The 24,211-nt window shown below is 67.2% G+C and carries 23 protein-coding genes; 8 read left to right on the forward strand and 15 right to left on the reverse strand.

Annotated features, from left to right (window positions below; genetic code table 11):
• Positions 1-23 precede the first annotated feature (23 nt).
• The 3 genes from H0264_RS36565 to H0264_RS36575 all read right to left on the reverse strand — a co-directional run bounded on the left by H0264_RS36565 (position 24) and on the right by H0264_RS36575 (position 2,946).
• Positions 24-1,526 carry a flavin-containing monooxygenase gene (locus H0264_RS36565; protein WP_181581761.1) on the reverse strand — a complete coding sequence of 501 codons (1,503 nt, stop codon included), beginning with the start codon at positions 1,524-1,526 and terminating at the stop codon, positions 24-26.
• 95 nt (positions 1,527-1,621) lie between these two features.
• Complete coding sequence (locus tag H0264_RS36570; protein WP_181581762.1) at positions 1,622-2,629, reverse strand: AurF N-oxygenase family protein; 1,008 nt, start codon at positions 2,627-2,629, stop codon at positions 1,622-1,624.
• 116 nt (positions 2,630-2,745) lie between these two features.
• Positions 2,746-2,946: a hypothetical protein gene (locus tag H0264_RS36575; protein WP_181581763.1), complete on the reverse strand. Its 201-nt coding sequence runs from the start codon at positions 2,944-2,946 to the stop codon at positions 2,746-2,748.
• Positions 2,947-3,087: 141 nt separating this feature from the next.
• Here H0264_RS36575 and H0264_RS36580 point away from each other — a divergent pair, with 141 nt between their 5' ends.
• Both H0264_RS36580 and H0264_RS36585 read left to right on the forward strand, forming a co-directional pair.
• Positions 3,088-3,798, forward strand: a complete 711-nt coding sequence (locus H0264_RS36580) for a Mut7-C RNAse domain-containing protein (RefSeq protein ID WP_181581764.1) — start codon at positions 3,088-3,090, stop codon at positions 3,796-3,798.
• A gap of 342 nt (positions 3,799-4,140) precedes the next feature.
• Positions 4,141-5,379, forward strand: a complete 1,239-nt coding sequence (locus H0264_RS36585) for an MFS transporter (RefSeq protein ID WP_181581765.1) — start codon at positions 4,141-4,143, stop codon at positions 5,377-5,379.
• On the opposite strand, the gene H0264_RS36590 is transcribed toward H0264_RS36585, so the two are convergent.
• The 6 genes from H0264_RS36590 to H0264_RS36615 are packed head-to-tail and all read right to left on the reverse strand — an operon-like array spanning position 5,372 to position 11,917.
• Positions 5,372-6,586: a serine hydrolase domain-containing protein gene (locus tag H0264_RS36590; RefSeq protein WP_181581766.1), complete on the reverse strand. Its 1,215-nt coding sequence runs from the start codon at positions 6,584-6,586 to the stop codon at positions 5,372-5,374. The genes H0264_RS36585 and H0264_RS36590 overlap by 8 nt on opposite strands.
• A 12-nt stretch (positions 6,587-6,598) precedes the next feature.
• A complete protein-coding gene (locus H0264_RS36595) occupies positions 6,599-7,660 on the reverse strand; it encodes a ferredoxin--NADP reductase (RefSeq protein ID WP_181581767.1) in 1,062 nt (353 codons plus the stop codon).
• A complete protein-coding gene (locus H0264_RS36600; RefSeq protein ID WP_181581768.1) occupies positions 7,657-8,550 on the reverse strand; it encodes an SDR family NAD(P)-dependent oxidoreductase in 894 nt (297 codons plus the stop codon). Before H0264_RS36600 ends, H0264_RS36595 begins: the two co-directional genes overlap by 4 nt.
• On the reverse strand, positions 8,547-10,118 hold the full coding sequence (locus tag H0264_RS36605; protein ID WP_181581769.1) for a flavin-containing monooxygenase: 1,572 nt from the start codon (positions 10,116-10,118) through the stop codon (positions 8,547-8,549). Before H0264_RS36605 ends, H0264_RS36600 begins: the two co-directional genes overlap by 4 nt.
• Positions 10,119-10,152: 34 nt before the next feature.
• Positions 10,153-11,034: a metal-dependent hydrolase gene (locus H0264_RS36610; protein ID WP_181581770.1), complete on the reverse strand. Its 882-nt coding sequence runs from the start codon at positions 11,032-11,034 to the stop codon at positions 10,153-10,155.
• A gap of 28 nt (positions 11,035-11,062) precedes the next feature.
• Positions 11,063-11,917, reverse strand: a complete 855-nt coding sequence (locus H0264_RS36615; protein WP_231084274.1) for a metal-dependent hydrolase — start codon at positions 11,915-11,917, stop codon at positions 11,063-11,065.
• Between the two features lie 123 nt (positions 11,918-12,040).
• On the opposite strand from H0264_RS36615, the gene H0264_RS36620 reads away from it, so the two are divergent.
• Positions 12,041-12,766 carry a TetR/AcrR family transcriptional regulator gene (locus H0264_RS36620; RefSeq protein ID WP_181581772.1) on the forward strand — a complete coding sequence of 242 codons (726 nt, stop codon included), beginning with the start codon at positions 12,041-12,043 and terminating at the stop codon, positions 12,764-12,766.
• Between the two features lie 5 nt (positions 12,767-12,771).
• On the opposite strand, the gene H0264_RS36625 is transcribed toward H0264_RS36620, so the two are convergent.
• On the reverse strand, positions 12,772-13,245 hold the full coding sequence (locus H0264_RS36625; RefSeq protein WP_181581773.1) for a hypothetical protein: 474 nt from the start codon (positions 13,243-13,245) through the stop codon (positions 12,772-12,774).
• A gap of 58 nt (positions 13,246-13,303) precedes the next feature.
• Positions 13,304-13,927 carry a TetR/AcrR family transcriptional regulator gene (locus H0264_RS36630; RefSeq protein WP_181581774.1) on the reverse strand — a complete coding sequence of 208 codons (624 nt, stop codon included), beginning with the start codon at positions 13,925-13,927 and terminating at the stop codon, positions 13,304-13,306.
• A 137-nt stretch (positions 13,928-14,064) separates the two neighbouring features.
• On the opposite strand from H0264_RS36630, the gene H0264_RS36635 reads away from it, so the two are divergent.
• Complete coding sequence (locus H0264_RS36635) at positions 14,065-14,610, forward strand: oxygenase MpaB family protein (protein ID WP_181581775.1); 546 nt, start codon at positions 14,065-14,067, stop codon at positions 14,608-14,610.
• Here H0264_RS36635 and H0264_RS36640 read toward each other — a convergent pair.
• Positions 14,511-15,197, reverse strand: coding sequence for a TetR/AcrR family transcriptional regulator (locus H0264_RS36640; protein WP_181581776.1), 687 nt, complete (start codon positions 15,195-15,197; stop codon positions 14,511-14,513). The genes H0264_RS36635 and H0264_RS36640 overlap by 100 nt on opposite strands.
• A 106-nt stretch (positions 15,198-15,303) precedes the next feature.
• On the opposite strand from H0264_RS36640, the gene H0264_RS36645 reads away from it, so the two are divergent.
• Genes H0264_RS36645 through H0264_RS36655 form a run of 3 tightly spaced genes read left to right on the forward strand, consistent with a single transcriptional unit; the run spans position 15,304 to position 19,119 of the window.
• Positions 15,304-16,557 carry an oxygenase MpaB family protein gene (locus H0264_RS36645; protein WP_181581777.1) on the forward strand — a complete coding sequence of 418 codons (1,254 nt, stop codon included), beginning with the start codon at positions 15,304-15,306 and terminating at the stop codon, positions 16,555-16,557.
• A 34-nt stretch (positions 16,558-16,591) separates the two neighbouring features.
• A complete protein-coding gene (locus H0264_RS36650) occupies positions 16,592-18,133 on the forward strand; it encodes an acyl-CoA synthetase (RefSeq protein WP_181581778.1) in 1,542 nt (513 codons plus the stop codon).
• A 14-nt stretch (positions 18,134-18,147) separates the two neighbouring features.
• Positions 18,148-19,119 (forward strand): NAD(P)H-dependent flavin oxidoreductase, encoded by a 972-nt coding sequence (locus H0264_RS36655; protein WP_181581779.1) that lies wholly within the window; start codon positions 18,148-18,150, stop codon positions 19,117-19,119.
• Positions 19,120-19,268: 149 nt separating this feature from the next.
• On the opposite strand, the gene H0264_RS36660 is transcribed toward H0264_RS36655, so the two are convergent.
• Together H0264_RS36660 and H0264_RS36665 are read right to left on the reverse strand one after the other, a co-directional pair.
• On the reverse strand, positions 19,269-20,993 hold the full coding sequence (locus tag H0264_RS36660) for a GMC oxidoreductase (protein ID WP_181581780.1): 1,725 nt from the start codon (positions 20,991-20,993) through the stop codon (positions 19,269-19,271).
• A gap of 12 nt (positions 20,994-21,005) precedes the next feature.
• A complete protein-coding gene (locus H0264_RS36665) occupies positions 21,006-22,472 on the reverse strand; it encodes a flavin-containing monooxygenase (protein WP_181581781.1) in 1,467 nt (488 codons plus the stop codon).
• 110 nt (positions 22,473-22,582) lie between these two features.
• Between H0264_RS36665 and H0264_RS36670 the strand changes: the two genes are divergently transcribed.
• Positions 22,583-23,641, forward strand: coding sequence for an AraC family transcriptional regulator (locus tag H0264_RS36670; RefSeq protein WP_181581782.1), 1,059 nt, complete (start codon positions 22,583-22,585; stop codon positions 23,639-23,641).
• 3 nt (positions 23,642-23,644) lie between these two features.
• Here the strand turns inward: H0264_RS36670 and H0264_RS36675 are convergent, their stop codons facing one another.
• Complete coding sequence (locus tag H0264_RS36675; RefSeq protein WP_181581783.1) at positions 23,645-24,181, reverse strand: NADPH-dependent FMN reductase; 537 nt, start codon at positions 24,179-24,181, stop codon at positions 23,645-23,647.
• Between the last annotated feature and the right edge of the window lie 30 nt (positions 24,182-24,211).

The following is a 24,211-nucleotide window of genomic DNA, read 5'->3' on the forward strand; positions in this document are numbered from 1 at the left end:
GGGCGTCCGGTGCCGAGACCGGCTCAGGCCGAACGGGATTCGACCGCGGCCGGTGCGGCCTTGCGGATCCTGCGGTTGAACTGGAGGATGCCGTCCTCCAGCGCGCCCTTGCGCAGCAGCGCCCGGTCGCGGAAGTAGTTGTTGATGACCTGCCAGGGGCCGTTGGTGCCCTGGCGGGGCATGACGCCGTCACCACGCTGGATGTAACCGGAAGTCAGGGCCCCGCCCATGAGCGAGTGCTCGGAGCGGTCACCCGGCTTCGGCACGGCCACAACATGATTGGCGCCGGTCGCCTTCATGTGATTGAGCACCCGGCTGACGTACTCACCGGCCAGGTCGGCCTTGAGCGTCCAGGAGGCGTTGGTGTAGCCGAGCACGACGGCCAGGTTGGGCACATTGCCGAGCAGAATGCCCTTGTAGGCCACCAGATCCCGGGTGGCGAGGGTCTCCCCGTCCACTTCCAGGACCGCCCCGCCGAGCATCTGCACGGTCAAACCCGTCGCGCTGATGATGATGTCGGCTTCGATCTCCTGACCGGAGACCAGGCGGATGCCGGTTTCGGTGAAGGTGTCGATGCGGTCGGTGACGATGGACGCCTCACCCTTGCGCAGCACCTTGAACAGGTCGCCGTTGGGCACCACGCACAGTCGCTGATCCCACGGGTTGTAGGTGGGGGTGAAGTGCTTCATGTCGATGCCGGGGCCGACCTGGGCGCGGACGGCGGCCAGCATGAGCTTGCGCGAGAGCGCCGGGTTGGTGCGGGAGAGCTGGTAGCTGGCCCGCTGCAGGGCGATATTGCGGGCGCGTCCGGCCTTGTATGCGAGGTTCGCGGGCACCCGGGCCAGCTTGAAGCCGACGGCCACCGGATCGTCCGCGGGCAGGGCGGCGATGTAGGTGGGCGAGCGCTGCAGCATGGTGACGTGGGCGGCGTCCTTGCTCATCGCGGGCACCAGGGTGATGGCGGTGGCGCCGGAGCCGATGATCACGACGCGCTTGCCGGTGTAGTCGAGGTCGGCGGGCCAGTGCTGCGGGTGCACGATGCGGCCGCCGAAGTTCTCCTGGCCGGGGAACTTCGGCTGGTAGCCGTTGTCGTAGTCGTAGTAGCCGGTGCAGCCGACGACGAAGTCGGCGGTGTACTGCTCGGTCTCGCCGGTGGTCTCGTTGTCGACCTCGACGGTCCACAGGTTGCGCTCGGTGGACCAGGCGGCCCGGGTCACCTTGCGGCCGAAGCGAATATGGTCGGTGACGCCGTACTCGCGGGCGGTGTCCTCGATGTACTGGCGGATGTGCTTGCCGTCGGCGAGCACCTTGGTGCCGTGCCAGGGCCGGAAGCCGTACCCGAAGGTGTACATGTCCGAGTCGGACCGGATGCCGGGGTAGCGGAACAGGTCCCAGGTGCCGCCGATCGCGGTGCGGCGTTCGAGGATGAGGTAGCTGCGCCCCGTCTTCTCCCGGGTCAGGTGGCAGGCCATGCCGATGCCGGACAGGCCCGCTCCGATGATCAGTACGTCGACATGCCGCGTCATTGAGGTACTCGCTTCGTTCTGTTCCGGCCCGGCTCCGTCGCCGGGGCGCTCGCCGAATATTACGTGTTATTCGCAGTTACGTCTACACGGCGCGCTCAGGCGGCGCGAACCTGGCCCGGACGCTCGGGTTCGGACCGGTAGCGCGTGGTCGGGCCGTCGATGCCGAGCACCTTCCAGACCCGCTTGGCGACCGGGTTCATCAGCCCGATCCGCTTGGCCAGGGTGCGCACATCGCCGTAGTAGGAGGCGAAGGTCTCCTTGGAATCGGGCAGCCCGAACCAGACGTCCTTGCGCACGGAACGCGGAATGCCGAACTCCTGGAAGAAGGCGCGCGGCGGCACCAGAATGGCCCGCCCGCCGATCCACATGACGATCGGAAACGCCAGCGACAGCACGAACTTGCTCAGCGGATCCGACTGCGGCACATGATGTTCCAGGAACTCGTGGGCGAAGGAGATGTGCCGGGCCTCCTCGGCGATGTGAATCGCCATGACACCGCGCATGATCGGATGCACATCCTCGTCGGCGCGCAGAATGGCCTTCTGGATGTGGTCGATGGGCTCCTCGCCGGAGAGCACGGCGGTGAAGAAGAGATTGGGGAACAGCGCGGCCAGCGGCGGCACCACATAGGTGAGGGTCTTGAGCAGGGGATTCATCCCCGGCACATCGCGGCCGATGCGATTGACCATCTCCTGGAACATGAGGGTGTGGTTGCACTCCTCGATGACCTCGTGGGTGCAGTACCGGAATTCGGGATCACCATTGGGCAGCTTGAAGGTGTGCTGCACCATGCCGCCGATGAGCAGGGTCTCGAACTGCAGACCGACCTTGGCGATATTGGCCTGACGCCACAGCCCGATCTCGATCTTGCGATCCTCGGTGAGGCCGATGTACCAGGGGTGACGGCCGAGCATGTCACCGGATTTCGGCAGAATCCAGCGGGGGTCGTCGTCGCGGACCTCGAAATCGGGGTTGTCCCAATCGATGTCGGCGAAGGGATCGAAGTGCTTGTCCACCGATCCCTGCGACAGGAGCAGCAGACGCTCGGCATACTGGCGGGCGAGCGTGACGACGGGATCGATCGCTACGGGTGCTGACGTCATTGTCAGGGCCTCTCCAAGAGTGACACAGCTTACTGATACCCATGGTTACACTAAATAGCGCGCTCGTCAATCACGCGGGGAGGGGCCGGAATCCGGCCCCTCCCAGAGGAGTCCCGCTACGAACCCTGGTGGCTGTGCTGGCCACCACGGGACTTGGCCTCGGTCGGCTGGGCAGCCGCACCCTTCTTGCCGGCCTCGCGCGGATCGGCGCCGTGCTCACTGCCGAAGCTGCCGCTGCTGGCCTTACCACCCTTGCGGGCCTGCTCCTCGGTGTCCGGACGGTTGCCGAACTGCCCGGGGTTCTTGGGATCTGCCATGGCGGATCAATCCTTTCGCAGTAGCTGATCGTTGCCGTGGGCCGCGAAGTGGACCCATTCGTCGCTCTACCCGCCCTCCGCAGGGCTAATCCCCGGGAAACGACTTGCCCACAGCGCGGGGGTATTTGGCATGCTGACCGAGTGAGCGCAGGGGAGATCACGGTGAGTTTCGCGCCGGAGTTGCATGTGTTCGTGGGCGCGCGCCGCCGCGGGCCCGTGCGCATCGACGGCGCGTCGACGCTCGGGCACGTCGTGGAATCACTCGGGGTTCCGCTCACCGAAGTGGGATCGCTGCAGGTCGACGGGAAAACCGTCGGGCCGGGACACATTCCCGCCGAAGGGGAAACGGTCACCGTCGCCGCGATCGTGCGCCCGCAGGTGCTCACCGAACCGGTGCGCTTCCTGCTCGACATCCACCTGGGCACGCTGGCGCGAAGATTGCGACTGCTGGGCGTGGACGCGGCCTACGAGAATCCGGACATCGGCGACGCGGCCCTGGCGACCCGCTCGGCCACCGAGCGGCGGATCATGCTCTCCCGCGATCGCGGACTGCTGCGGCGGCGCGAAATCTACTCGGGGGCCTACATTTACAGCCACCGCCCGCCCGAGCAGCTCGACGACGTGCTGTCCCGCTTCACTCCCCCGCTAGCGCCCTACACCCGCTGCACCGCCTGCAACGGCCTGCTGCGCGCCGCCGAACACGACGATGTCCGCGAGCAACTGCCCACCGGCAACGGACAAACCTACGAATCCCTCGCCCGCTGCGACGACTGCGGCCAAACCTATTGGAAGGGCGCACATCACGCGCGCCTGGACGCCATCGTGGCCGACGCGCTCGCGAAGTTCAGCTGAGGCTGTGTTTTTCCCAGGGGCTCCGCCCCCGGACCCCCGGAATCGGGGGCGCTGCCCCCGGCCGCAGGGTTCTTCCCAGGGGCTCCGCCCCCGGACCCCCGGAATCGGGGGCGCTGCCCCCGGCCGCAGGGTTCTTCCCAGGGGCTCCGCCCCCGGACCCCCGGAATCGGGGGCGCTGCCCCCGGCCCCCGTTACGGCGCGGGGGTTTCTGAGGGCCCCTGTGAAAACTCATCCCCCAGAGATCGGGGGCAGGTGGATGGTCGAAAGCGAGCACCGGTTCGCCATATCCTCGAAAATGGGGCGTGGCCTTCCGGCACGCCCTTCGTTGTGAAGGGGGCACGGATGCCGCGCACCACCCGCATAACCGTCGTGCTGCTCTTCGCCGCCTGGGTTGTGGACTACATCGACCGTACGGTCATCAATTTCGCGTTGGCGCGGATCGGGGATGACCTGCACCTCGATCACACCCAGCAGGGGTTGCTGATCTCCATGTTCTTCGTGGCCTATGCCGCCATCCAGGTGCCCGCGGGATTGCTGGCCGATCGGTTCGGGGCCATGCGGATGGCGGTGATCGGGTTGTTCGCCTGGTCGGTGTTCACCGGATTGACCGCCATCGCATGGTCGTTCACCGCCATGCTGGCCATGCGTTTCCTGTTCGGGCTGGTGCAGGGGGTGTTCCCGGCGGCGGCGATCAAGGCGCTGGCCGAACGCAGCCTGCCCGAACACCGCACCACCGCCACCGGGTGGACCAATGCGTCGAACGCGGTGGGGATCCTGCTGGCCTCCGTGGTGGCCGGGATCCTCATCCCGACCGTCGGGTGGCGGATCATGTTCGCCGTCATCTCGGTGCTCGGCGTGGCCATCATCATCGCGTGGAAGCGGTGGATGCCGGATCCGCTGCCGCAGCCGGAGATCCACATGTCCGAGGCCGCGCCGGCCGCGGCCGAACGCCGGGCGGTGCTGCGCTCGCCCGCACTGCTCGGGTTCGCCGTCATATTCTTCGGCTACGACGCGCTGATCTGGGGCGTGACCGCGTGGATGCCGACCTTTCTACAGGAGGAGCGGGGCATCTCGGTGGGAATGGTGGCGGTGGCCGCGGTTCCGTCCACGCTCGCGGCGGCGGTGGGCGTGGTGCTCGGGGCGCGCATCTCCGACCGGCTGGGCGGGCATCCGCGCGTCATCGTCATCCCCTCCATGGCGGCCACCGCGGTCCTGCTGTTCGTGCTGCCGCGCGTCGAGATCTTCCCGCTATTCGTGATTCTCGGCTCCGGCATGACCTTCATCGCGGGCATGACGCTCATGCCCGCCTTCTCCGTGCCGCTGCGCGCCCTGCCCAGCAGCTACATCGGCGCGGCGTCCGGCATCATCCTGTTCGGTGGCCAGACCGCCGGGGTGCTGAGCCCGCTGGTCTTCGGCGCGGTCACCGATCATGCCTCCTACACAAGGGCTTTCGAGCTCATGGCCGTCGGCCCGGTCCTCGCCATCATCGCCGCGGCGCTGGTGCCGCAGACCGCCGAAGCGTTCCACGCCTCCATCGCACCCCGCATCAAGGCCAAATTTCGGACCGCCCCCGTCAGCTGACCAGTGCGGCGGCGGGGGCGGCGCGACGGCCCGCACCGGTGCCCGCCGCACGGGTGATGGCGGGCAACAGGAACGACAGCAGGGACATGTCCACGGGGAGGTGGGCCAGGGCCATGCGGTTGTGGACGAAGCCGACGGCCAGGCCGGAATCGGGGTCGACCCAGCCTCCGGAGCCGCCCATGCCCAGATGACCGAAGGCGCGCGGAGCGCCGAAGGTGGGGAAGGCGTGATAGCCGAGGTGCCAGGGGGCGAAGCGGTGCGGGTCGGGGCTGGTGCGGGTGAAACGGTCGAGGGCGCTGGCGGTTTCGGGAGAGAGCAGGCGGGTGTCGGCGAGGGCGCCCTGGCCGGCGATGACGGCGTAGACGGTGGCGATCGCCTCGGCGGTGAAAATGCCGGTGGCGGCGCCGTTCTCGGAATGGATCAGGCGAGGTTCGGGGCCGGCCAGGAAATTCTGGGCGCCGGGAATGTGGATGGCGCTGATGGCATTGCTCAGCACGGGGATTCGACTGGCGAGGGCGGTGACGGGTAGACCCACGCGGGTGCCGGTGAAGGTGAGGCTGGAGCCGATGAGCTCGGCGACGGGCGCGCTGTCGCCGGGATGCCCCAGGTACAGACCCGAAAGAGCAAGGGGCTGCGCCAGTTCCGTGCGGTACAGCTCCGACATGGTGTGGCCGGTGACGGCGCGGGCCAGGCCGCCGAGCAGCCAGCCGAAGGTGACGGCGTGGTAGACGGGCAGGCCGCGGGTCCAGTCGGGGGTGGCGGCGGCCAGACGCTGCTCCATGAGCTCGTGGTCGAGGACGTTGCCGGGCTCCACCAGCAGGCGACGCAGGTCGGAGAGACCGGCGCGGTGGGCCAGGACGTCGCGGACGGTAATGGAATGTTTTCCGGCGTCCGCGAATTCGGGCCAGTACTCGGCGACGGGGGTGTCGTAGTCGATGAGGCCGCGGTCGGCCAGGCGGTGGATCACCAGCGCGGTGATGCCCTTGGTGGTGGAGAAGGTGAGGGCGGCGGTGTCGGCGTCCCAGGGGATCTCGCCGGCGGCGTCGGCGGTGCCGGTCCAGATATTGACCACGAGCTCACCGTGCCGGTAGACGGCCAGCGCGCCGCCGGTGCGCAGGTAGCGCGCGAACAGGCGGGCGAAGGCACGGGCCACGGGGGCGAATCGGGGGTCGGCGTAGCCGTCGACTCCGGTTGGGAGAGCGGACATTTCGAGCACCTCTTACTGGTCGAAGGCGATGTGCACGTCGTCGGATTCGGGGAGGGTCTGACAGGCCAGGGTCAATCCGGTACGGAGTTCCTCGTCGATGAGCGCTTCATTCATGAGCATGCGGGTGCGACCGGATTTCACGCTGCACACGCAGGTGCCGCACGCGGATTCGCGGCACACGTAGGGGGCGTCTATGCCGTGGTCGAGCAGGACGTCGAGGAGCTTCTTCGCGCGAGGCCAAGGGAGGGTGTGGGTCCGGCCGTCGATGTCGACCGTCACGGTGGCGGTTTCGGCGGTGGGCCGGGGTGGTGCGGCGGTGGCCGGAACGGCGACGGCGGGTGCGGGGGTGTGATGTTCGAACGGATTGTCGGTGAGCGAGCGGTACTCCTCCTGGCGGATCGCGCGGGCCGGGATGCGCAGCTGCGCCAGGGCGGACTTCACGGTCTCGGCGAAACCGGCTGGGCCGCACAGGTACACGTCATGCTTGCGGTAGGGCCGCGCCCATTCGGTGATGCCACGCGTGGTCGGCAGTCCGCGTTCGGATTCCAGCCAGTGCCGCACCGTGAGCCTGCGCGGGTAGCGGCGCATCAGGTCCTGGAGTTGCCGCCGGAAGATGATCGAGGTCATGTCCCGATTGGCGTACAGCAGAACGACTTTGCCGTTCCCGAGCTGTAGCGCCGATTTCAGGATGGACATGATCGGGGTGATGCCGCTGCCCGCCGCGCACAGCAGGAAATCGCGATTCCAGTTGCGCGGCACGAAGTTCCCGGCGGGCTCCAGCACGGTGACGATGGATCCGGCGGCCACGTTGTCACAGATCCAGTTCGAGGCGTAGCCGTCGACCGTGCGCTTGACCGTCACGGTGGGGCGGTCGTCGCAATGCGGGCTGCTGGACAGCGAATAGCACCGGGCCACCGAGCCGGTGCGCTCGCTCGGCACCTGCAGTGTCAGGAATTGACCGGGCGCGTAGGCGAATCGGCGGGTGAGATCGCTGGGAATGTCGAAGATCAGCGAGACCGCGTCGGCGGTCTCGCTGATGACTTCGCGCACCTTGATCCGGTGAACGCGGCTCATGCGACCCCTCCCCTGCCGGTGAGCCAGGCGCCGGCGGACTGGATGCGATCCATCGAGAAGGGTTGCGTCATGCGGCGATTCACGCCGGGAGCCAGGCGCAGCATGAAGTAGCCCAGCCACGCCTCGGTGCGCACCGGCACCACGGCCAGGTCGTAGCGCACCGCCCGGACCACCGCGCGGGCCACCAGATCCGGGCTCATGGGCGAGAACGGCAGCTGTGCGACCAGTTCCTGGACCTGCGCGGCGATCTGCTTGCCGCGCTCCACCAGGACCGGATCGACGCCGACGGTGGTGGCGTGTTCGCCGATATTGGTATTGATCACGCCGGGGCACACCGCGCTCACGCCGACGCCCTTCGGCGCGAGTTCGAGGCGCAGGCATTCGGTGAGCATCTTCACGCCCGCCTTGGACACCGAATACGCCGACATGACCGGCGTCGGTGTGAAGGCCGCCGCCGAGGCGATGTTCACGATGTGGCCGCGCTTGCCCTCATCGATCATCTGCCGTCCGAACGCCCGGCAGCCGTGGACGACGCCCATGAGGTTGACGCTCAGCTGCTTGTCCCAGTCCTGCGGCTCCAGGTCCAGAAATGCTCCGCTGACCAGGATTCCGGCATTGTTGACCAGGACATCCGGCACACCGAGGTCGGCGTGCACGTCGCGGGCGAAGGACTCCCACGCCCGCGGGTCGGTGACATCGAGCTGCATGGCGACGGCGCGATGCCCGGCGGCCTGGATCTTGGCGACGGTGGCCAGCGCCGCGTCCTTGTCGATATCGGAGACCACGACCTGCGCACCGCTGCGGGCGAATCGAACCGCCACGGCCTGCCCGATGCCGCTGCCGGCCCCGGTGACCACCACCAGTCGCGGATCGATCGAATTGAGTTTCACGACGCCTCCTCCGACAATGCGAGCTCATCCGACGGGACCGGCGCACCCACGGTGTAGCGGTACACGTCGAGATCGAAATGCCGGTTCTGCCAGTACATCTCGCCATGCGTGGACGGGCGGAACGGCGAATCCCCGTGATTGTCGATGTAGTAGGTGTTGGAGCCCTCGCACACCGGGGTGAACAGGAAGTTCTTCTGCTGCCGCGCCAGGCATTTGCGGAAGTACTCCTCGTGCACCTCCTGCCGGATCTCGATCTCGTTGGCGCCCCGGCGTTTCGACTCGGCGATGGCCCGGCTCAGATGCGCGGCGGTGGCCTCGATCATCCAGATGTAGGAACCCAGCACGAAGCCGTAGGGTCCGGTGATGGTGAAGGCATTGGGGAATCCCGGCACCGAGACGCCCTGATAGGACTGATAGCGGTGCTCGTCCCAGAACGTCTCCAGGTCGAGGCCGCCGCGTCCGCGCACAGGGAACGGCGGTATCGCGCCCTTGTCCCACAGCTTGAATCCGGTGGCGCACACGAGCACATCGATCCGATGCTCGTGGCCGTCGGCGGTGACCACGCCGTGTTCGGTGATGCGGTCGATGGATTCGGTGACCAGGCTGACGTCGGTCCGGTTGAACGTCTTCAGGTAGTCGTTGGACATGGACGGCCGCTTGCAACCCAGACCGTAACGAGGCGTGAGCTTTTCGCGCAGTTCCGGATCGTGGACCTGAGCGCGCATCCAGCGCCGGATCGGGATCTCGGCCAGCCGCCTGCCCGCGCCGGTGAGCCAGGGCGGGCCGACCACCATGCCGCTCATGGCCAGCTCGGTGCCGAGATTGCCCGCAACCCGCAGTGCGGAGCGAATCCGGCTGCGGCCCAGGATCTGCCGGCCCAGCCAGCCGATTTCCGCGTCCTGCTTCGGGAACACCCAGATGGGCGTGCGCTGGAAGACCGTCAGGTGCGCGGTCTCCTCGACAATGGCCGGGATCAGTTGCAGCGCGGTGGCTCCCGTGCCGATGACCGCCACCCGCTTGCCGCGCAGGGCCACATCGTGGTCCCACAGGGCGGTGTGCACCAGGGTGCCGCCGAAGTCCTGCAGACCCGGGATGTCCGGCATCTTGGGCCGTTCCAGGCCGCCGATGGCCAGCACCACATAGCGGGCGGTGAGCTCGTGTCCGCCGTCGGTCGCCAAGCGCCACAGGCTGTTCCGCTCGTCGAACTCGGCGCCGACGACGGTGGTGTTCAGCCGCAGCTTGTTCCGCAGGCCGTACTTGTCGACCATGCTCTCCGCGTACTCGCGCAGTTCGGTGCCGGGAGCGAAGATGCGCGACCAGTCACCGCGCTGCTCGTAGGAGAAGCTGTAGATGAACGACGGAATGTCCACCGCCACCCCGGGATAGGTGTTGGCATGCCAGGTGCCGCCGACCCGATCCCACTTGTCCACGATCACGAAGTCGTGGATGCCTTTGCGCTGCAGGGCGATTCCGGTGCCGATGCCGCCGAACCCGGCCCCGACCACGATGACCTCGTGGTCGGGGCGGGTCTCGGCAGGCGCACCCCGCCCGTTCGAGACTGTGCTCATTCGATGTGTCCTCGAATCCGCCTGTGCCGTCGCGTCAACCGATGCGGTCGAGCAGTTCGCCGTCGGAGCCGAACAGCTCCCGCCGCCACTGTTCGAGCAGTTCGGTGGTGTCGATGTCATCGGGGTGGAAGCCCGGCCGCATGTAGGGCCGCATTTCCTTCATGAGCCCCTTCACGATCGGGCCGCGATACAGCGCGATGGACTGCCGCAGCACTTTGAAGGGCCGCCAGCTGCGCGGATCGCTCAGGATCGAAGCGAGCACGCCCAGTGACACCGCCGGAATGGTGAAGTAGTACATCCCCGCCATGACGCCGATGCGCACGATTTCCGGTGCGCCGCTGTGCCGGTAGACGTCGAAGGCGACCGACTTGTGCTCGAGTTCCTCGAAGGCATGCCAGTTGAGCAGGTTCCAGACCTCGGGATCACCCGGAATCGCCTGGATCTCCTCGGTTCCCAGCACGCGCTTGGCCAGCGTCGCCGTGTAGTGCTCGGCGGCGGCGGTCACCGCGAGATGCACCTGGCGGGGCACCAGGTTCTCCACGGTTTCCAAAGCCTTCTCGCGCAAGGCATCCGGGCCGAAGGTGAACAGGCGCACGATCGGGAAGCCGTTCTCGATCAGCTGCTCGTTGAGCCGCCGATGCTGCTGGCCGTGCATGGCCTCCTGGCCGATGAATCCGGCGACCCGCTTCTTGAGCACCGGCTCGTCGATATCGGCGGCGAATTTGCGCACCGAGCGGATGAAGGATTCCTCGCCGGGCGGGAAGGCGCCGGAGAGCACCGCGATGAGGTGGGTGAGGGGAATGTCGTCCTGCACGAAATGATGTGCCATCGGTTCGGGCTGGCCGAACCGGAATCGCATGCGCCGCACCGGAGGAGCAGGCGTCATGGTGGTGCTGTGCTGCCGACCGATCGCCATTGGTCGGTCCTTTCTGGATGGAGTTGTGTTACTTCAGGTGATCGACCAGGACGCCGTTCTCGCCGAAAAGCTCTTCCTGCCAATGGGAGAGCAGCGCATTGGTGTCGATGTGGTCGGGATGGAAGCCGGGCCGCATGTACTGGGCCAGTTCCGGGAGGATGCCGCGGAAGATCGGCCCGGTGAAGAGCCGATACGCCTCGCGGGCGACGCGCAGCGGTTTGCGCCGCGCGACCGGGTCTCGCGCCAGCGCGTACGCGAGCGAGCCATAGGTCAGCGGGAGGGTGAGCCCGAACATGGCCACCATGACGCCGATGCGCACGGCCTCGGTGCCGCCGGCCGCGCGGAAGGCGTCGAAGGCCACGGACTTGTGTTCCAGCTCCTCCAGGGCGTGCCAGTTGAGCAGGTTCCAGAACTCGGGTTCGGCTGGGATGGACTGGATTTCGTCGCTGGTGAGCACGCGCTGCGCAAGTACGGCCGTGTAGTGCTCGGCGGCCGCGGTCATGGCCAGATGCCACAGTGCGGGCAGCCGGTCCTCGATCGCCAGCATGCGCTGCAACTGCTCTTCGGAATCCCACCATTCGATGGGATAGCCCATTTCGACGAGTTTCTCGTTGAGCCGCCGGTGTTCCTGGCCGTGCATGGCCTCCTGGCCGACGAAACCCGAAACGCGTTTCTTGAGAAAGGGATCGGTGATGCGGTCCGCGACGCGGCGGACCGAACGGATGAAGGATTCCTCGCCGGGCGGGAAGCCTCCGGACAGGCCGGCGACGAAGTGGCTGAACACCATGTCGCCGTCCACGAAGTACTTGTCGCCCGAATCATGTTGCTCGACTTCGAATCTGATGCGCCGAGCCTTGGGATAGCTGGAAGTCGTGACTGTCATTGGGACCATCCTTGTGGAACACTCAGTACCTAGTACTGGCTGTTCGATGTAGCCTCAGTGTAGGATTGTCTCAGACAGACGGCAAGGGGGTTGGCCATAACGGATCGAATTACAATCTGGCGCATGGCTTCCCACCCTTCCGACGACCCTCCCGCCGGCCACAAGGGTGATGCCCGCTACGACCGCTGGCACTCCCATCGCACGGCCGTGCGCGCCGAGCTCATCGAGGCCACCATTCGCGCCATCGACGCGCACGGGCCCGAGCTCTCCATCGACGATGTGGTGAAAACCGCTGGTATACCGCGCCCCAAGCTGTATCGGTTCTTCGGCGACAAGGTGGAACTGCTGGCCGCGGTGAGCGGGCAGGTGCAGCAGCTCATCGTCGAACGCGTGACCCCGCACTTCGACCCGCGAGCCTCGGCGCGCGAAGCCATCCGCACCGCGCTGGCGGCCTATATCGATCTGGTCGCCGAGCGGCCCAACCTGTTTCGCTTCATCGTCAGCTCACACGTGGTCACCGCCTTCGGAGCGGCGCGGTTGATCGAGGAGGGGCGGCCACTGTCCGATACGGTCGCCGACTTCCTGGCCGAGGTCCTCCGGATGCGCGGCGCGGACGGCGAGCACGTCGAATACGTCGTCGACGCCATGCTCGGCGCCATCGGGCTCGGCGTGCTGCGCTGGCTCAATGATCCGGTTATCTCCACCAAGGAACTGGCGGAACAGCTTTCGGCCTTCGCGTGGGGCGCGTTCTCCGCGACCGCGCAGGCCCGCGGGCTCACCCTCGACCCGGACGAGCCGCTCGTCGCCCTGCCGGGGCTGCCGGAAATGTCGGAACAGCCCACCAACTGAGAGCTCTAGTTCAACGGTCCCGCATCGCCGCCGGCATCCGACACCTGATAGCCGCGGCGGCCATCCACGGTGATGTAGTAGGTCACCATGCTGTGCGTCCACTCCGGGCTCTGCGTATTCCGCGTGGTCACATCCAGCACGACCACCACCTGGTAGACGTCGTCCTTCTCCGAGTTGGTCTTCGCGCTGACCGGAACCGCCGTCGACTCCCATTTCAGCGGCACCAGGATCTGTTCCAGCTTGGCGCGCGTTCCGTCGTACTTGGCCGCCAGCTCCGGGGTGGCATTGGTCTTCAGCCGGGTCATCCAGCTGTCGGTGTCGCGGTAGTCCACCGTGGCCGCGCCGACCGCGTAGTCGGTGGCCACCTTCTCGGCCTTGGCGGTATCGGCGCGCGCCACCCCGGCGAATCCCGCCACCACACACAGCAACACCATCAGCGCGGTGAGCACCGCGCCCCTGACAGCCGTGGCACTACGCATTCGGTCCCCCATCCGGATCGCACTCGAAGAGCATGATCATCATCCCATGTGCGGTATTTCAGCCCGCCGTCAGTAGTGGTTGCAGGTAGCGCACCGCGTAGTCACGCAATTCCGCTTCGGAGTCCAGCAGCGGCGGGGCGTCCGGGGTGAGCACCAGGGAGTGGATGAGGCGCACGACGGTCGCGGCGTAGAACGCGGCCCGGTCATCGCCCGGCAACCCGAGTTGCGTTCGGGCCGTTTCGGTTTGCGCGGTGACGAAGGCCGTCGCGATCCGTAGGATCTCGCCCGCCTCCAGGGTGAGCCAGACCAGGATCTCCTCGCGGTCGACCGCGAACAGCCGGCGCAGCAGCGGATGGTCGCGCAGCGTCGTGACGGTGACGACGAACCCGCGGGTGTGCCGTTCGAGCGGGTCCTCGATAGCACCGATGCGCGCCTCGATGCGGGCCAGGGTGCGCCGGACCTCGTGCGCGAGGGCGGCCCGCGTGATCTGCTCGCGGCCACCCACCCGGCGGTAGAGCGTGGCGCGATTGACCCCGGCCCGTTTGGCGATGTCGTCGGCGCTGGTACGGCGGATGCCCACCAGGGCGAACTGCTCCAGCGCGGCCTCTTTGATGCGCACGTCGACGGGTTCCACCGGCTCGGCGGCGGTCAGCAGGGCCTGGAGCGACAGGGGCGAATTCAATTCGTGAGCACCTCCGATCGGGAGTCTAGCGAGTGGTGCGACAAGGAGTCATATTCTGTCGCATTCTCTTGCGACAATGCGAGAGATCATGTTGCACTGTCCGGTGTATCAATCCGCAAGGGAGTGGAGCCGCCGACATGACCGATGCCGCACATGTCGAATCCGTGCGATCCGACGCGATCGGGGCCCCACTGGGGCCGGGGTCACTGACCTGGAAGTTCTTCGGGGATCGCCGGGTCAAGCTGTTCCTCGGGCGCTCGGGGGCGCTGCAGAACATGTATCCGGCCGTCGGCGCCGCACTGCAACAGCATTCGAACTTCTTCGACGACCCCTGGGACCGGCTGCTGCGGTCACTGCCGAAGATCGAGGATTCGGTCTACGATCCGCCGGAATCCGGGGCCGCGGCGCGGGTGCGGGACTACCACCGGGACATCAAGGGCGTGGACCATCACGGGGTTGGTGCGCAATGCCTGGACGGCGGTGCCCCGGCGGCTGCGCTACGACAAGCGCGTGTACGACCGCATCGTCGCGGCCGAGCAATCCTGAGCCACGACCGAGAAGTACGGCGCGGGAGGGAATTCCGTCAGGACGCCGCCTCCCCTGCGGCCGTCATCTCGCGGCGCACGGTGGCGGTGATCTCGGAGGCGGTCAGGATCATGGCGACCATGAAGTCGATGAGTTGAGAGCGTTCGACATCCAGGTCGCCGCGCAGCCATTCGGTGAGCAGTTCCAGGCCGCCGTGCGAGATGGTGCGGGCAGCCAGTTCGGCATGGATACCGGAGACCGCCTCGTCGCCGAGCAGTTCGCGGCCCTGATCGAGCATGATCCCGGCCGACACGTCGACGAGTTCGGTTCGGCGGCGGCGCAATTCGTCGGTGGACTGGAATTCGAGGAACATGCGGCGGCGCATGGGGTGGTCGGCCACCGCGGCCACGACGGCCTCGACGACCGCGCGCAGCCGGACTCGGGCGTCGGCGGGTTCGGTGGCGATGACGGCGACCAGTTCGGCCAGGATCTGGGCGCGCTGCTCGTCGACCACATCGTGCAGCAGCTGGTCGGTGTCGGCGTAGCTCTCGTAGAAGTAGCGGTCGTTCAGACCCGCGCGGGCACACAGGGCGCGCACCTTGAGTCCGGCCAGACCCTGCTCGGCGAGCACCTCGACGGCGACCTCGCGCAGGCGCTCCCGGCGCTGTCTACGGCGCTCGTCGGCGCTCAGACCGGCGTAGCGCCCGCGGCTCGATTCAGCATCACGTCCACGCGGTTCCGACACGTCCCCACCTCACCTGTTGCCATGCTGCCGACTTTGGTGAAGACTATCACCAGACTTTTGGTGACGTAGTTCACCAGACGTGCGAAACGCAAACAGGAGGCACGCAATGGCGCGTACCAATGAGCTGTCCGACCCCGGGTTCTTCGCGGAATTCCCGCACAACCTGGGGATCAGGTTCCTCGCCCCGGGCGAGATCCGGCCCACTCCGGAACAGCGTGACGGCTACCGCAAGTACACCCAGATGGGCGATCCGCTGGCCGACGCCGTGGTCGAGATGTTCCGGCGGCTGCCCACGGGGCAGGGGCGGCGCATGTTCGAGATCGCTCTCGAACGCGGCATCGACGCGGTCCCGGACGCGCCCGCGGAGCTGAAAGCCTTTTTCGCACAAGTCGATTCGAAGCCGTACTGGCTGGATCAGGACAAGCTCGATCACGCCGCCCGCGTCTCGGGGCGCGTCGGGCCGTGGGCACTGACGCTGGTGCTGTCCATGATGTCGCTCAATGGCGGATACCTGGCCTCGCGGGCGGACAAGGTGCTGATCGGCACCGGCAATCTGTCGGCCGAGAACATGGCGCCGCGACGCGTCGCCGAAACCACCGTCTGGTGGTACGACGTCACCAAGCCCGGTGGGCTGGGGCGTTTCGAATCCGGGTTCAAGAACTCGCTGCGGGTGCGGATCATGCACGCACAGGTGCGGGCGGGAATGAACCGGCGGCCGGACTGGAACTATGCCGAGTGGGATCGGCCGATCAACCAGTCGCTGCTGGTGGGCACGCTGCTGCTGTTCTCGTGGGCCGTCATCATCGGCTGCCAGGTGCTCGGGTTGCAGTTCTCCAAGAAGGAGAAGGACTCGCTGTATCACCTGTGGCGGTATGTCGGCCATCTGCTCGGGGTCGACCCGGAACTGGTGCCCGCCGGCGAAGCCGACGCCTGGAAGCTCATGTGGCTGCAAGCCGATTACGAGTTCCTGCCCGACGAGGACTCCCGCACGCTGTCGCAGGCGCTGGTCGGGGCCACCGGCGAGATCTACGGGATCACCGGAAACGATCTGCGGTCGCGCCTGCTGCGCTACGCCGTCATCCGGTACGAGACCTCGTACGGCCGGATCATGCTGGGCACCAAGAACTCCGACTTCCTCGGCATGCCGCGCAACCGGTTCTTCATGGCGGCGGTGCTGGCGACCTCGGCACTCAACGCGGTGGCGGAAGTGCCGCGCCGGCTCATCCCGGGCGCCACCGGCGTCAGCGAGCGTGCGGGGCGACGGGTTACCGAACGGCTCGTGCAGCGAGTCACCCGGACCAACAATCCCGACCGCAGCTACGCCCGCCACGATCGGCTCGCCGAAAAGCACGTGGCCTGAACGCCTTCCACTCCCCTGCCTCGAAAGCTCATCCATGTACTTGACCCAGGGGCTGCACCGTGCCGTGCAGCAGTCTCCCGACCGCGTCGCCGTCATCCACGGGACACGCAGCAGGACCTTCACCGAATTGCACGACCGGGTGGCGCGTTTCGCGGGCGCGCTACGGGAACTCGGTGTGCGCGAAGGCGATCGGGTCGCGATCGCCTCGCTGAACTCCGATCGGTATCACGAGTACTTCTTCGCGGTGCCGTGGGCGGACGCGGTGCTCAACCCCATCAATATTCGGTGGAGTCCCGCCGAAATCGCCTACTCCCTGGAGGATTCGGGGACCGGGGTGCTGCTCGTCGACGATGCGTTCGCGCAGGCGGTGCCGGCCATCGAACAGCATTACAGCGGACTGCGGCATGTGGTCTTCATCGGTGACGGGGCGCGGCCGGAGGGAATGCTCGACTACGAGGAGCTGATCGCGGCCTCGACGCCGGTGGAGGACGCCCATCGCGGGGGTTACGCGCTGGCGGGACTGTTCTATACGGGTGGCACCACGGGATTTCCCAAGGGCGTCATGCTCACCCACAACAATCTGCTCACCTCGGCGCTGGGGGCGATGTCGACCGGGGTGCTCCACACGCCGGGCGGGCGGGTGCTGCACGCCGCGCCCATGTTCCATCTCGCGGACTACGCGCTGTGGAATGCGGCGTCGCTGGCGGGCAATACGCACGTCACCGTGCCCATGTTCGAACCGAAGGCGGTGCTGGCGGCCATCGAGCAGCACGGGGTCACCGATACACTGTTGGTGCCCACCATGATTCAGATGCTGGTCGACAGTCCGGCGCTGGCCGAGCACGACACCTCGGGGCTGCGGAAGATGCTGTACGGCGGATCGCCCATCGCGGCAGCGGTTTTGGAGCGGGCCATGAAAGCCTTCCCGAACGTGCGATTCACGCAGGCGTACGGCATGACCGAGGTCGCGCCGGTGGCCACGCTGCTGCTGCCCGAGGACCACATTCTCGAGGGACCGGGGTCCGAGCGGCTCACCTCCGGTGGGCGGGCGGCGCCGCATGCCGAGGTGCGGATCGTCGATGAGTCCGGCCGGGAGGTACCGCGCGGGACGGTCGGCGAAATCATTGTGCGCGGTGCGCATGTCACGCCCGGCTACTGGAACAAGCCGGCCGAGACCGAGGCGGCCGTCCGCGACGGGTGGATGCACACCGGCGACGGCGGGCGCATGGACGCCGACGGGTACGTCTACGTGGTCGACCGGATCAAGGACATGATCGTCACCGGCGGGGAGAACGTGTACTCCACCGAGGTGGAGAACGCCATCGCCAAACATCCGGGGGTCGCGGCGGTCGCGGTGATCGGGCTGCCGGACGAGCAGTGGGGTGAGCGGGTGCACGCGGTCGTGGTGCCAATGCCGGGCAGCAGCCCGACCGCCGAGGAGATCCGGGCGCACACCAAGGAACTCATCGCCGGATACAAGGCCCCGCGCACGGTCGACTTCGCCGAATCGCTGCCGATTTCCGGGGCCGGCAAGATCTTGAAACGCGATCTACGCGCGCTCTACACATCGAAGTGAAAGAAGAACCGCTGATGAGCCTGCCGCCCATCCTGACCGAACGACTGCGCCTGCCCGCGGTCGCCTCGCCCATGTTCATCGTGTCCGGGCCGGAACTGGTGATCGCGCAGTGCAAGGCGGGCGTCGTCGGATCGTTCCCGTCGCTGAATGCCCGTCCGGCAGCACAATTCCGGGAATGGCTGGTGCGGATCAACGAGGAACTGGCCAAGCACGACGCCGACAATCCGGAGCAGCCGGCCGCGCCGTACGCGGTCAACCTCATCGTGCACAAGAGCAATGACCGGCTCGAGGAAGACCTCGCGACCGTCGTCGAATTCCAGGTGCCGATCGTCATCACCTCACTCGGCGCACGGGCCGACGTGAACGAGGCCGTCCACTCCTACGGCGGCATCGTCCTGCACGACGTGATCAACAATGTGTTCGCGCGCAAGGCCGTCGAGCGCGGAGCCGACGGCCTCATCGCGGTCGCGGCGGGCGCGGGCGGGCATGCGGGCGCGCAGTCGCCGTTCGCACTGATCAACGAGATTCGCACCTGGTTCGACGGCCCGCTGCTGCTCTCCGGCTCGATCGGCCACGGCCGCTCCATCCTCGCCGCGCAGGCGGCCGGCGCGGACCTGGCCTACATCGGTTCGGCCTTCATCCCCACCGACGAGGCCAACGCGGTGCCCGGATACAAGCAGATGATCGTCGACTCCACCGCCGCCGACATCGTCTATTCCAGCCGCTTCACCGGCGTCCACGGCAACTACCTGCGCCCCAGCATCGCCGCCGCCGGGCTCGACCCCGACAACCTCGGCGACCGCGATCCGTCGATCATGGACTTCGGCACCGACGAATCCACCGGCACGGAAGCCAAGCCCTGGCGCGACATCTGGGGCTCGGGCCACGGCATCGGCACCATCGACGCGGTGGTCCCGGTCGCCGACGTCGTAGACCGCCTGGCAGCGGAATACGCCGCAGCCAAAGCCCGCCTCCAGCAACTCTGAGAGCCTCTCCCCCGTCATTCCCCACCCCGTCATCCCGGCATGCTTTTGGCCGGGATCCACACAGGCTGAGCACGATTCGCCCGCATGGATCCCGGCCAAAAGCGCGCCGGGATGACGAGAAGTTTCGCGGCCGTCCTCTCGACCACCAGCTACAGGTCCGCAGGCTCTTTTCGGGGTTCGTTGATACTGACGATCGGGAGACGCAGGGCCGCCGGAGCGGTCGTGGGTACGACCGGATTGTTCGGTGCGATCGGTGCGATGCGCCGGTAGGTGGCACCCGGTTCCGGGCGCTGGTCGGGCTCGCCCCTGTTGGGCCACAGGGCGATTGCGCGCTCGGCTTGGGCGGTGATGGTGAGGGACGGGTTCACGCCGAGGTTCGCGGAGATGGTGGAGCCGTCGATGATGTGCAGGCCGGGGTGGCCGTAGAGGCGGTGGTAGGGGTCGACCACGCCGGTTTCGGGGGAGTCGCCTATCGCGCAACCGCCGATGAAGTGACCGGTCATGGGGATGTTGAGGAGGCTGCTGCTGGTGGCGGCAGTGGGGATGCCGTCGATTTTGGCGGCTATGCGGTCGGCTACCTCGTGGCCGGCTGGGATCCAATCCGGGTTGGGTTGGCCCTCACCCTGTTTGGTGGTCATGCGGCGGCCGAAGAGGGTGCGTTTGGTGTAGGTGGTGATGGAATTGTCCACCGACTGCATGACCAGCAGGCCGACGGATTGCTCCGACCAGCGGGCGGGGGTGTGGACGCGCAGGACGTCACGGCGGTTGCGGACCATCGCACGCAGCCAGCCCCGCCAGCGGGGGCCGTCGCCGCTGACCATCAGGGTGGTCATGGGCGACATGGCATTGCTGCCCTTGCCGTAGCGAACCGGCTCGATATGGGTGTCGGGGTCGGGGTGGATGGAGGAGGTGATCGCCACGCCCTTGGTGAAGTCGCTGCCCTTCGCGCGGCTGCGAACCGCGAGCAGCTCTTCGGAATTGGTGCGGGAGAGCGCGCCGAGGCGGTCGGAGATATTGGGCAGCGAACCCCTGTCGCGCAGGCGGTGCAGCAGGCGCTGCGTCCCCAGTGACGCGGCCGCGAAAATCACCTGCTCGGCGGTGAATTCGTGGCGCTGCTTGCGCACCCAGCGGCCGGTGCGCACCGTCTCCACGGCGAAGCCGCCGCCGGAGAGCGGGCGCACATCGGTGACGGTGGTCAGCGGATGCACTGTGGCACCGGCCTTTTCGGCCAGATACAGATAGTTCTTCACCAGGGTGTTCTTGGCATTGTGGCGGCAGCCGGTCATGCATTCACCGCAGTGGGTGCAGGTGCGCCGATCCGGGCCGACGCCGCCGAAGAACGGGTCGGGCACATCCTCGCCCGGCTTGCGTCCGGGACCGCCGAAGAAGACGCCGACCGGAGTGCGCTGATAGGTGTCGGCGATTCCCATTTCCTCGGCGACCTCGAGCAGCACGCGGTCGGTGGGCGTCGTGGCGGGGTTGACCGTCACACCCAGCATGCGTTTGGCCTGGTCGTAATGCGGTGCCAGTTCGGCTTTCCAGTCGGTGATGTGGCCCCACTGGCGGTCGGCGTAGAACTTGTCCGGCGGCTCGTACAGCGTGTTGGCGTACACCAGCGAACCACCGCCGACGCCCGCGCCCGCCATGATGAAGGTGTCCTTCAACAGGGTCAGACGCTGAATTCCGAAGCAGCCCATGGCCGGTGCCCACAGATACTGCCGGGCGCGCCAGGAGGTCTTCGCGAACTCGTCGTCCGCGAAACGGCGGCCCGCCTCCAGAACGCCTACCCGGTAACCCTTTTCGGTCAAGCGCAGGGCGCTCACGCTGCCGCCGAAGCCGGAGCCGATGACGAGGACGTCGTAGTCGAAACGCATGGTGTCTCCTGCTCAGCCGACGCGGGTCAGGCGGTAGTCGGACGGGTTCAGGGTGCGAGTCTCCAAGCGGTAGCCGGTGACCGTCCCCGGCCAGTTGTTGGTGATGCGCCCGCCGGCATCGCGGTACCAGCTGGTGCAGAAACTCCACACCGAACGACCCAGGCGCTCCTGGATTCTCGCGTCGTAGGCGGCTTCCGCCTCGGGCCGCACCTCGAGCACGTGACCGGGGCGCGAAGCCAGCAGTTCGACCGCCTGCCGGATATAGCGGGTCTGGGATTCGATGATGTGCACGATGGAGCCCGCGCCCAGATTGGTGTTCGGGCCGTAGAGCACGAACATATTCGGGAAGCCGGCGACCGTGATGCCCTTGAACGCCCGTGCGCCCCCGGACCATTCGTCGTGCAGCTTGCGACCGCCACCGCCGGTGACCGACATGGGCGACAGGAACTCGGTGCCGTTGAAACCGGTGCCGTAGATGATCACGTCCGCCTCGTGCAGCACGCCGTCGGCGCTGCGCACTCCGGTCGGCGTGATCTCCGCGATGCCGCCGGTTTCGACGTGCACATTCGACCGGGTGAGCGTCGGGTACCAGTCATTGGAGAACAGCGCCCGTTTGCAGCCGGGCGGCGAGTCGGGAATCAACTTGTCGCGCAGGGACTTATCCGTGACCTGCTTGTTCAGGTGTGCGGTGCAGATCTTCTCCACGATGCCGCGCAGGGCCGGGAGGTCGACAATGCTCAGCGACGTCGTCTCACAGACCGCCCACCAGCCGACGCGCTCCACCAGCTGGGTGGGCGGCACATAGCGGAACAGGCTGCGCAGGCGCGGACCGTAGTCGGTGTCCGGCTTGGGCAGGATCCAGGTCGCCGAGCGCTGGAAGACCGTCATCTCCCCGACCTGCGGCGCGATGGCTGGTACGAATTGGATTGCGCTGGCGCCGGTTCCGATGACGGCCACGCGCTTGCCGGTCAGGTCCACCGAGTGGTCCCAGTCGGCGGAGTGGAAGCTCGCGCCCGCGAAGGTGTCGCTGCCCGGAATTTCCGGGATCGCCGGGCGGGACAGCTGCCCGACCGCCGAGATCACCACGTCCGCGGTGAGACTCGCATTGTCGGCGGTGCGCACGGTCCACTGCCCGGTGGCGTCGTCGTATTCGGCGTCGGTAACCTCGCTGCCGAAGCGGATCCGGTCCAGCAGTCCGTGCTTGCGCGCGAGCCGGCGCAGGTAGTCGTGGATCTCGGCCTGCGGCGCGCAGCGCTTGGACCAGTCCGGATTGGGCTCGTAGGAGAACGAGTACAGCGGCGACGGCACATCGCAGGCCGCGCCCGGGTAGGTGTTCTCGCGCCACACCCCGCCCACGTCGTCGCCGCGCTCGAGAATCGTGAAGTTCTCGAAGCCGGCCCGCTTCAACTCCATGGCCATGCCCAGACCGCCGAACCCGGTCCCGATGATCACGATGGCGGGGCTCGTCCGAGTGCCCATCTGCCGCTCTCCTCACCTCGTTGTGCTGCGATCAACGCTACGACCTGCGGTTATGCCAGCGAGAAAGAGCGACGGCCATTAAATCCATACTTTCGGCCATAATCGGAGGCATGAGTACGGTCGAGGAGCCGGAAGTCCGGACCTGGAACTTCCCGCGCGGCACCGCCAGCGTGGCGGTCATGGCCGAGTTCGCCGCCGACCACGGCGTCACGGCCGACCGCATCCTCGCCGGAACCGGCCTCACTCCCCAGCAGCTGATCGATCCCGAAGCGCAGATCCCCGCCGACACCGAACTGACGGTGGTCCGCAACCTGCTCCGCGAACTACCCGAGGTGCCCGCACTGGGCGTCGAGGTGGGCAGCCGCTACCGCATCAGCACCTTCGGCATCTTCGGCTTCGCCTGCGTCACCAGTCCCACACTGCGCGAAGCGATCTCCCTCGCGCTGCGCTACTACCGCCTCGGATTCGCCTTCTGCAGACCGATAGTCGAGACCCGCCCCCGCGAAGTGGTCACCTGGATCCACCACGACACCATCCCCGCCGACGTCCAGCAGTTCCTCACCGAACGCGACATCATCGCCATGCACCGCGTGATGAGCGATCTTCTGGGCTCCCGAGTCGACTTCACCCGAGCCGAATTCGCCTACCCCGCAACAGATCAGACCGACCGCCTGACCTCCCTCTTCGGCGTCCTCCCCACCTTCGACCGGCCCCACACCGTCTTCGGCATCGATCCCGACCTCCTGACCCAACCCCTCCCCCAAGCCAACCAACCCACCTGGGCCGTGTGCGTAGCCCAATGCCGAGACCTGCTGCACCGCCGCAGATCCCGCACCGGCATAGCCGCCGAAGTCCGCGACCGCCTGCTACCCGGCATAGGAGCGACGGGTTTCGCCACCCCCCTCTCCTTCGAGGCCATAGCCCGCGAACTCAACCTCAGCCCCCGCACCCTCCGCCGCCACCTGGATGCCGCAGGCACCAGCTACCGAGCCCTCCTGGACGAAGTCCGCCGCACCCTGGCCGAGGAAATGCTCACCGCCACACCGCTTTCCGTGGACGACATCGCCATCCGCCTCGGCTACGCCGAAGCCACCCCCTTCATCCACGCCTTCAAACGCTGGACCTCCACCACCCCCGCCGCCTACCGGCGCACCCACCGGCGCGACTGAGCTTCACTTTCTCACCCGTTCGGCAAGAGCGATGGCGACAGCCGTCAGCCGCTCCCGCGTCGCCGGATCGGCGACCAGCCCATCCGCCCCGATTCCCTTCTGCAGCACAGTGATTCGCCCGGACACGGACTCCACGATCGAGGCCCCGACATAACCCAGCACCGTCCGCAAGGTGGCGACCGCCGCCTCCCCGCGCCCGTCGAACGCCACATTGATCCAGGCCACCGGCTTGTCGCTCAGGTTCCCGGTGCCCACCGTCCATTCGAGCAGATTCTTCAGGCTGCCCGGAATCATCCCCGCGTACTCGGGCGTACAGAACAGCACCGCGTCGGCGTCGTCGATCTGCTTGCGTAGCGCCTCGACCGCACCCGGCGCGGGCTCATCACCGGGGATGAACGGCGGGATGTCGAGAATGCCCTCGTAGAGCGTGGTCCGGATGCCCTTGGGTGCGTCGGCGGCGATGGTGCGCAGCGCCGAGGTGTTGGTGGAACCGGAACGGGTGCTGCCGGAGATCAACAGCAGGTGCGGGGAAGTGCTCACGCTCAGGTGAACCGGCGTGACCGTGCCCGT

Origin of the sequence: Nocardia huaxiensis (genome assembly GCF_013744875.1) — a bacterium.
Classification (GTDB): Bacteria; Actinomycetota; Actinomycetes; order Mycobacteriales; family Mycobacteriaceae; genus Nocardia; species Nocardia huaxiensis.

What these genes read in the sequence shown, in the direction of transcription:
- H0264_RS36565 (WP_181581761.1), bottom strand. Translation starts at nt 1,526, where the DNA reads ATGACGCGGCATGTCGACGTACTGATCATCGGAGCGGGCCTGTCCGGC.
- H0264_RS36570 (WP_181581762.1), bottom strand. Translation starts at nt 2,629, where the DNA reads ATGACGTCAGCACCCGTAGCGATCGATCCCGTCGTCACGCTCGCCCGC.
- H0264_RS36575 (WP_181581763.1), bottom strand. Translation starts at nt 2,946, where the DNA reads ATGGCAGATCCCAAGAACCCCGGGCAGTTCGGCAACCGTCCGGACACC.
- H0264_RS36585 (WP_181581765.1), top strand. Translation starts at nt 4,141, where the DNA reads ATGCCGCGCACCACCCGCATAACCGTCGTGCTGCTCTTCGCCGCCTGG.
- H0264_RS36590 (WP_181581766.1), bottom strand. Translation starts at nt 6,586, where the DNA reads ATGTCCGCTCTCCCAACCGGAGTCGACGGCTACGCCGACCCCCGATTC.
- H0264_RS36595 (WP_181581767.1), bottom strand. Translation starts at nt 7,660, where the DNA reads ATGAGCCGCGTTCACCGGATCAAGGTGCGCGAAGTCATCAGCGAGACC.
- H0264_RS36605 (WP_181581769.1), bottom strand. Translation starts at nt 10,118, where the DNA reads ATGAGCACAGTCTCGAACGGGCGGGGTGCGCCTGCCGAGACCCGCCCC.
- H0264_RS36610 (WP_181581770.1), bottom strand. Translation starts at nt 11,034, where the DNA reads ATGGCGATCGGTCGGCAGCACAGCACCACCATGACGCCTGCTCCTCCG.
- H0264_RS36615 (WP_231084274.1), bottom strand. Translation starts at nt 11,917, where the DNA reads ATGACAGTCACGACTTCCAGCTATCCCAAGGCTCGGCGCATCAGATTC.
- H0264_RS36620 (WP_181581772.1), top strand. Translation starts at nt 12,041, where the DNA reads ATGGCTTCCCACCCTTCCGACGACCCTCCCGCCGGCCACAAGGGTGAT.
- H0264_RS36625 (WP_181581773.1), bottom strand. Translation starts at nt 13,245, where the DNA reads ATGCGTAGTGCCACGGCTGTCAGGGGCGCGGTGCTCACCGCGCTGATG.
- H0264_RS36635 (WP_181581775.1), top strand. Translation starts at nt 14,065, where the DNA reads ATGACCGATGCCGCACATGTCGAATCCGTGCGATCCGACGCGATCGGG.
- H0264_RS36645 (WP_181581777.1), top strand. Translation starts at nt 15,304, where the DNA reads ATGGCGCGTACCAATGAGCTGTCCGACCCCGGGTTCTTCGCGGAATTC.
- H0264_RS36650 (WP_181581778.1), top strand. Translation starts at nt 16,592, where the DNA reads ATGTACTTGACCCAGGGGCTGCACCGTGCCGTGCAGCAGTCTCCCGAC.
- H0264_RS36655 (WP_181581779.1), top strand. Translation starts at nt 18,148, where the DNA reads ATGAGCCTGCCGCCCATCCTGACCGAACGACTGCGCCTGCCCGCGGTC.
- H0264_RS36660 (WP_181581780.1), bottom strand. Translation starts at nt 20,993, where the DNA reads ATGCGTTTCGACTACGACGTCCTCGTCATCGGCTCCGGCTTCGGCGGC.
- H0264_RS36665 (WP_181581781.1), bottom strand. Translation starts at nt 22,472, where the DNA reads ATGGGCACTCGGACGAGCCCCGCCATCGTGATCATCGGGACCGGGTTC.
- H0264_RS36670 (WP_181581782.1), top strand. Translation starts at nt 22,583, where the DNA reads ATGAGTACGGTCGAGGAGCCGGAAGTCCGGACCTGGAACTTCCCGCGC.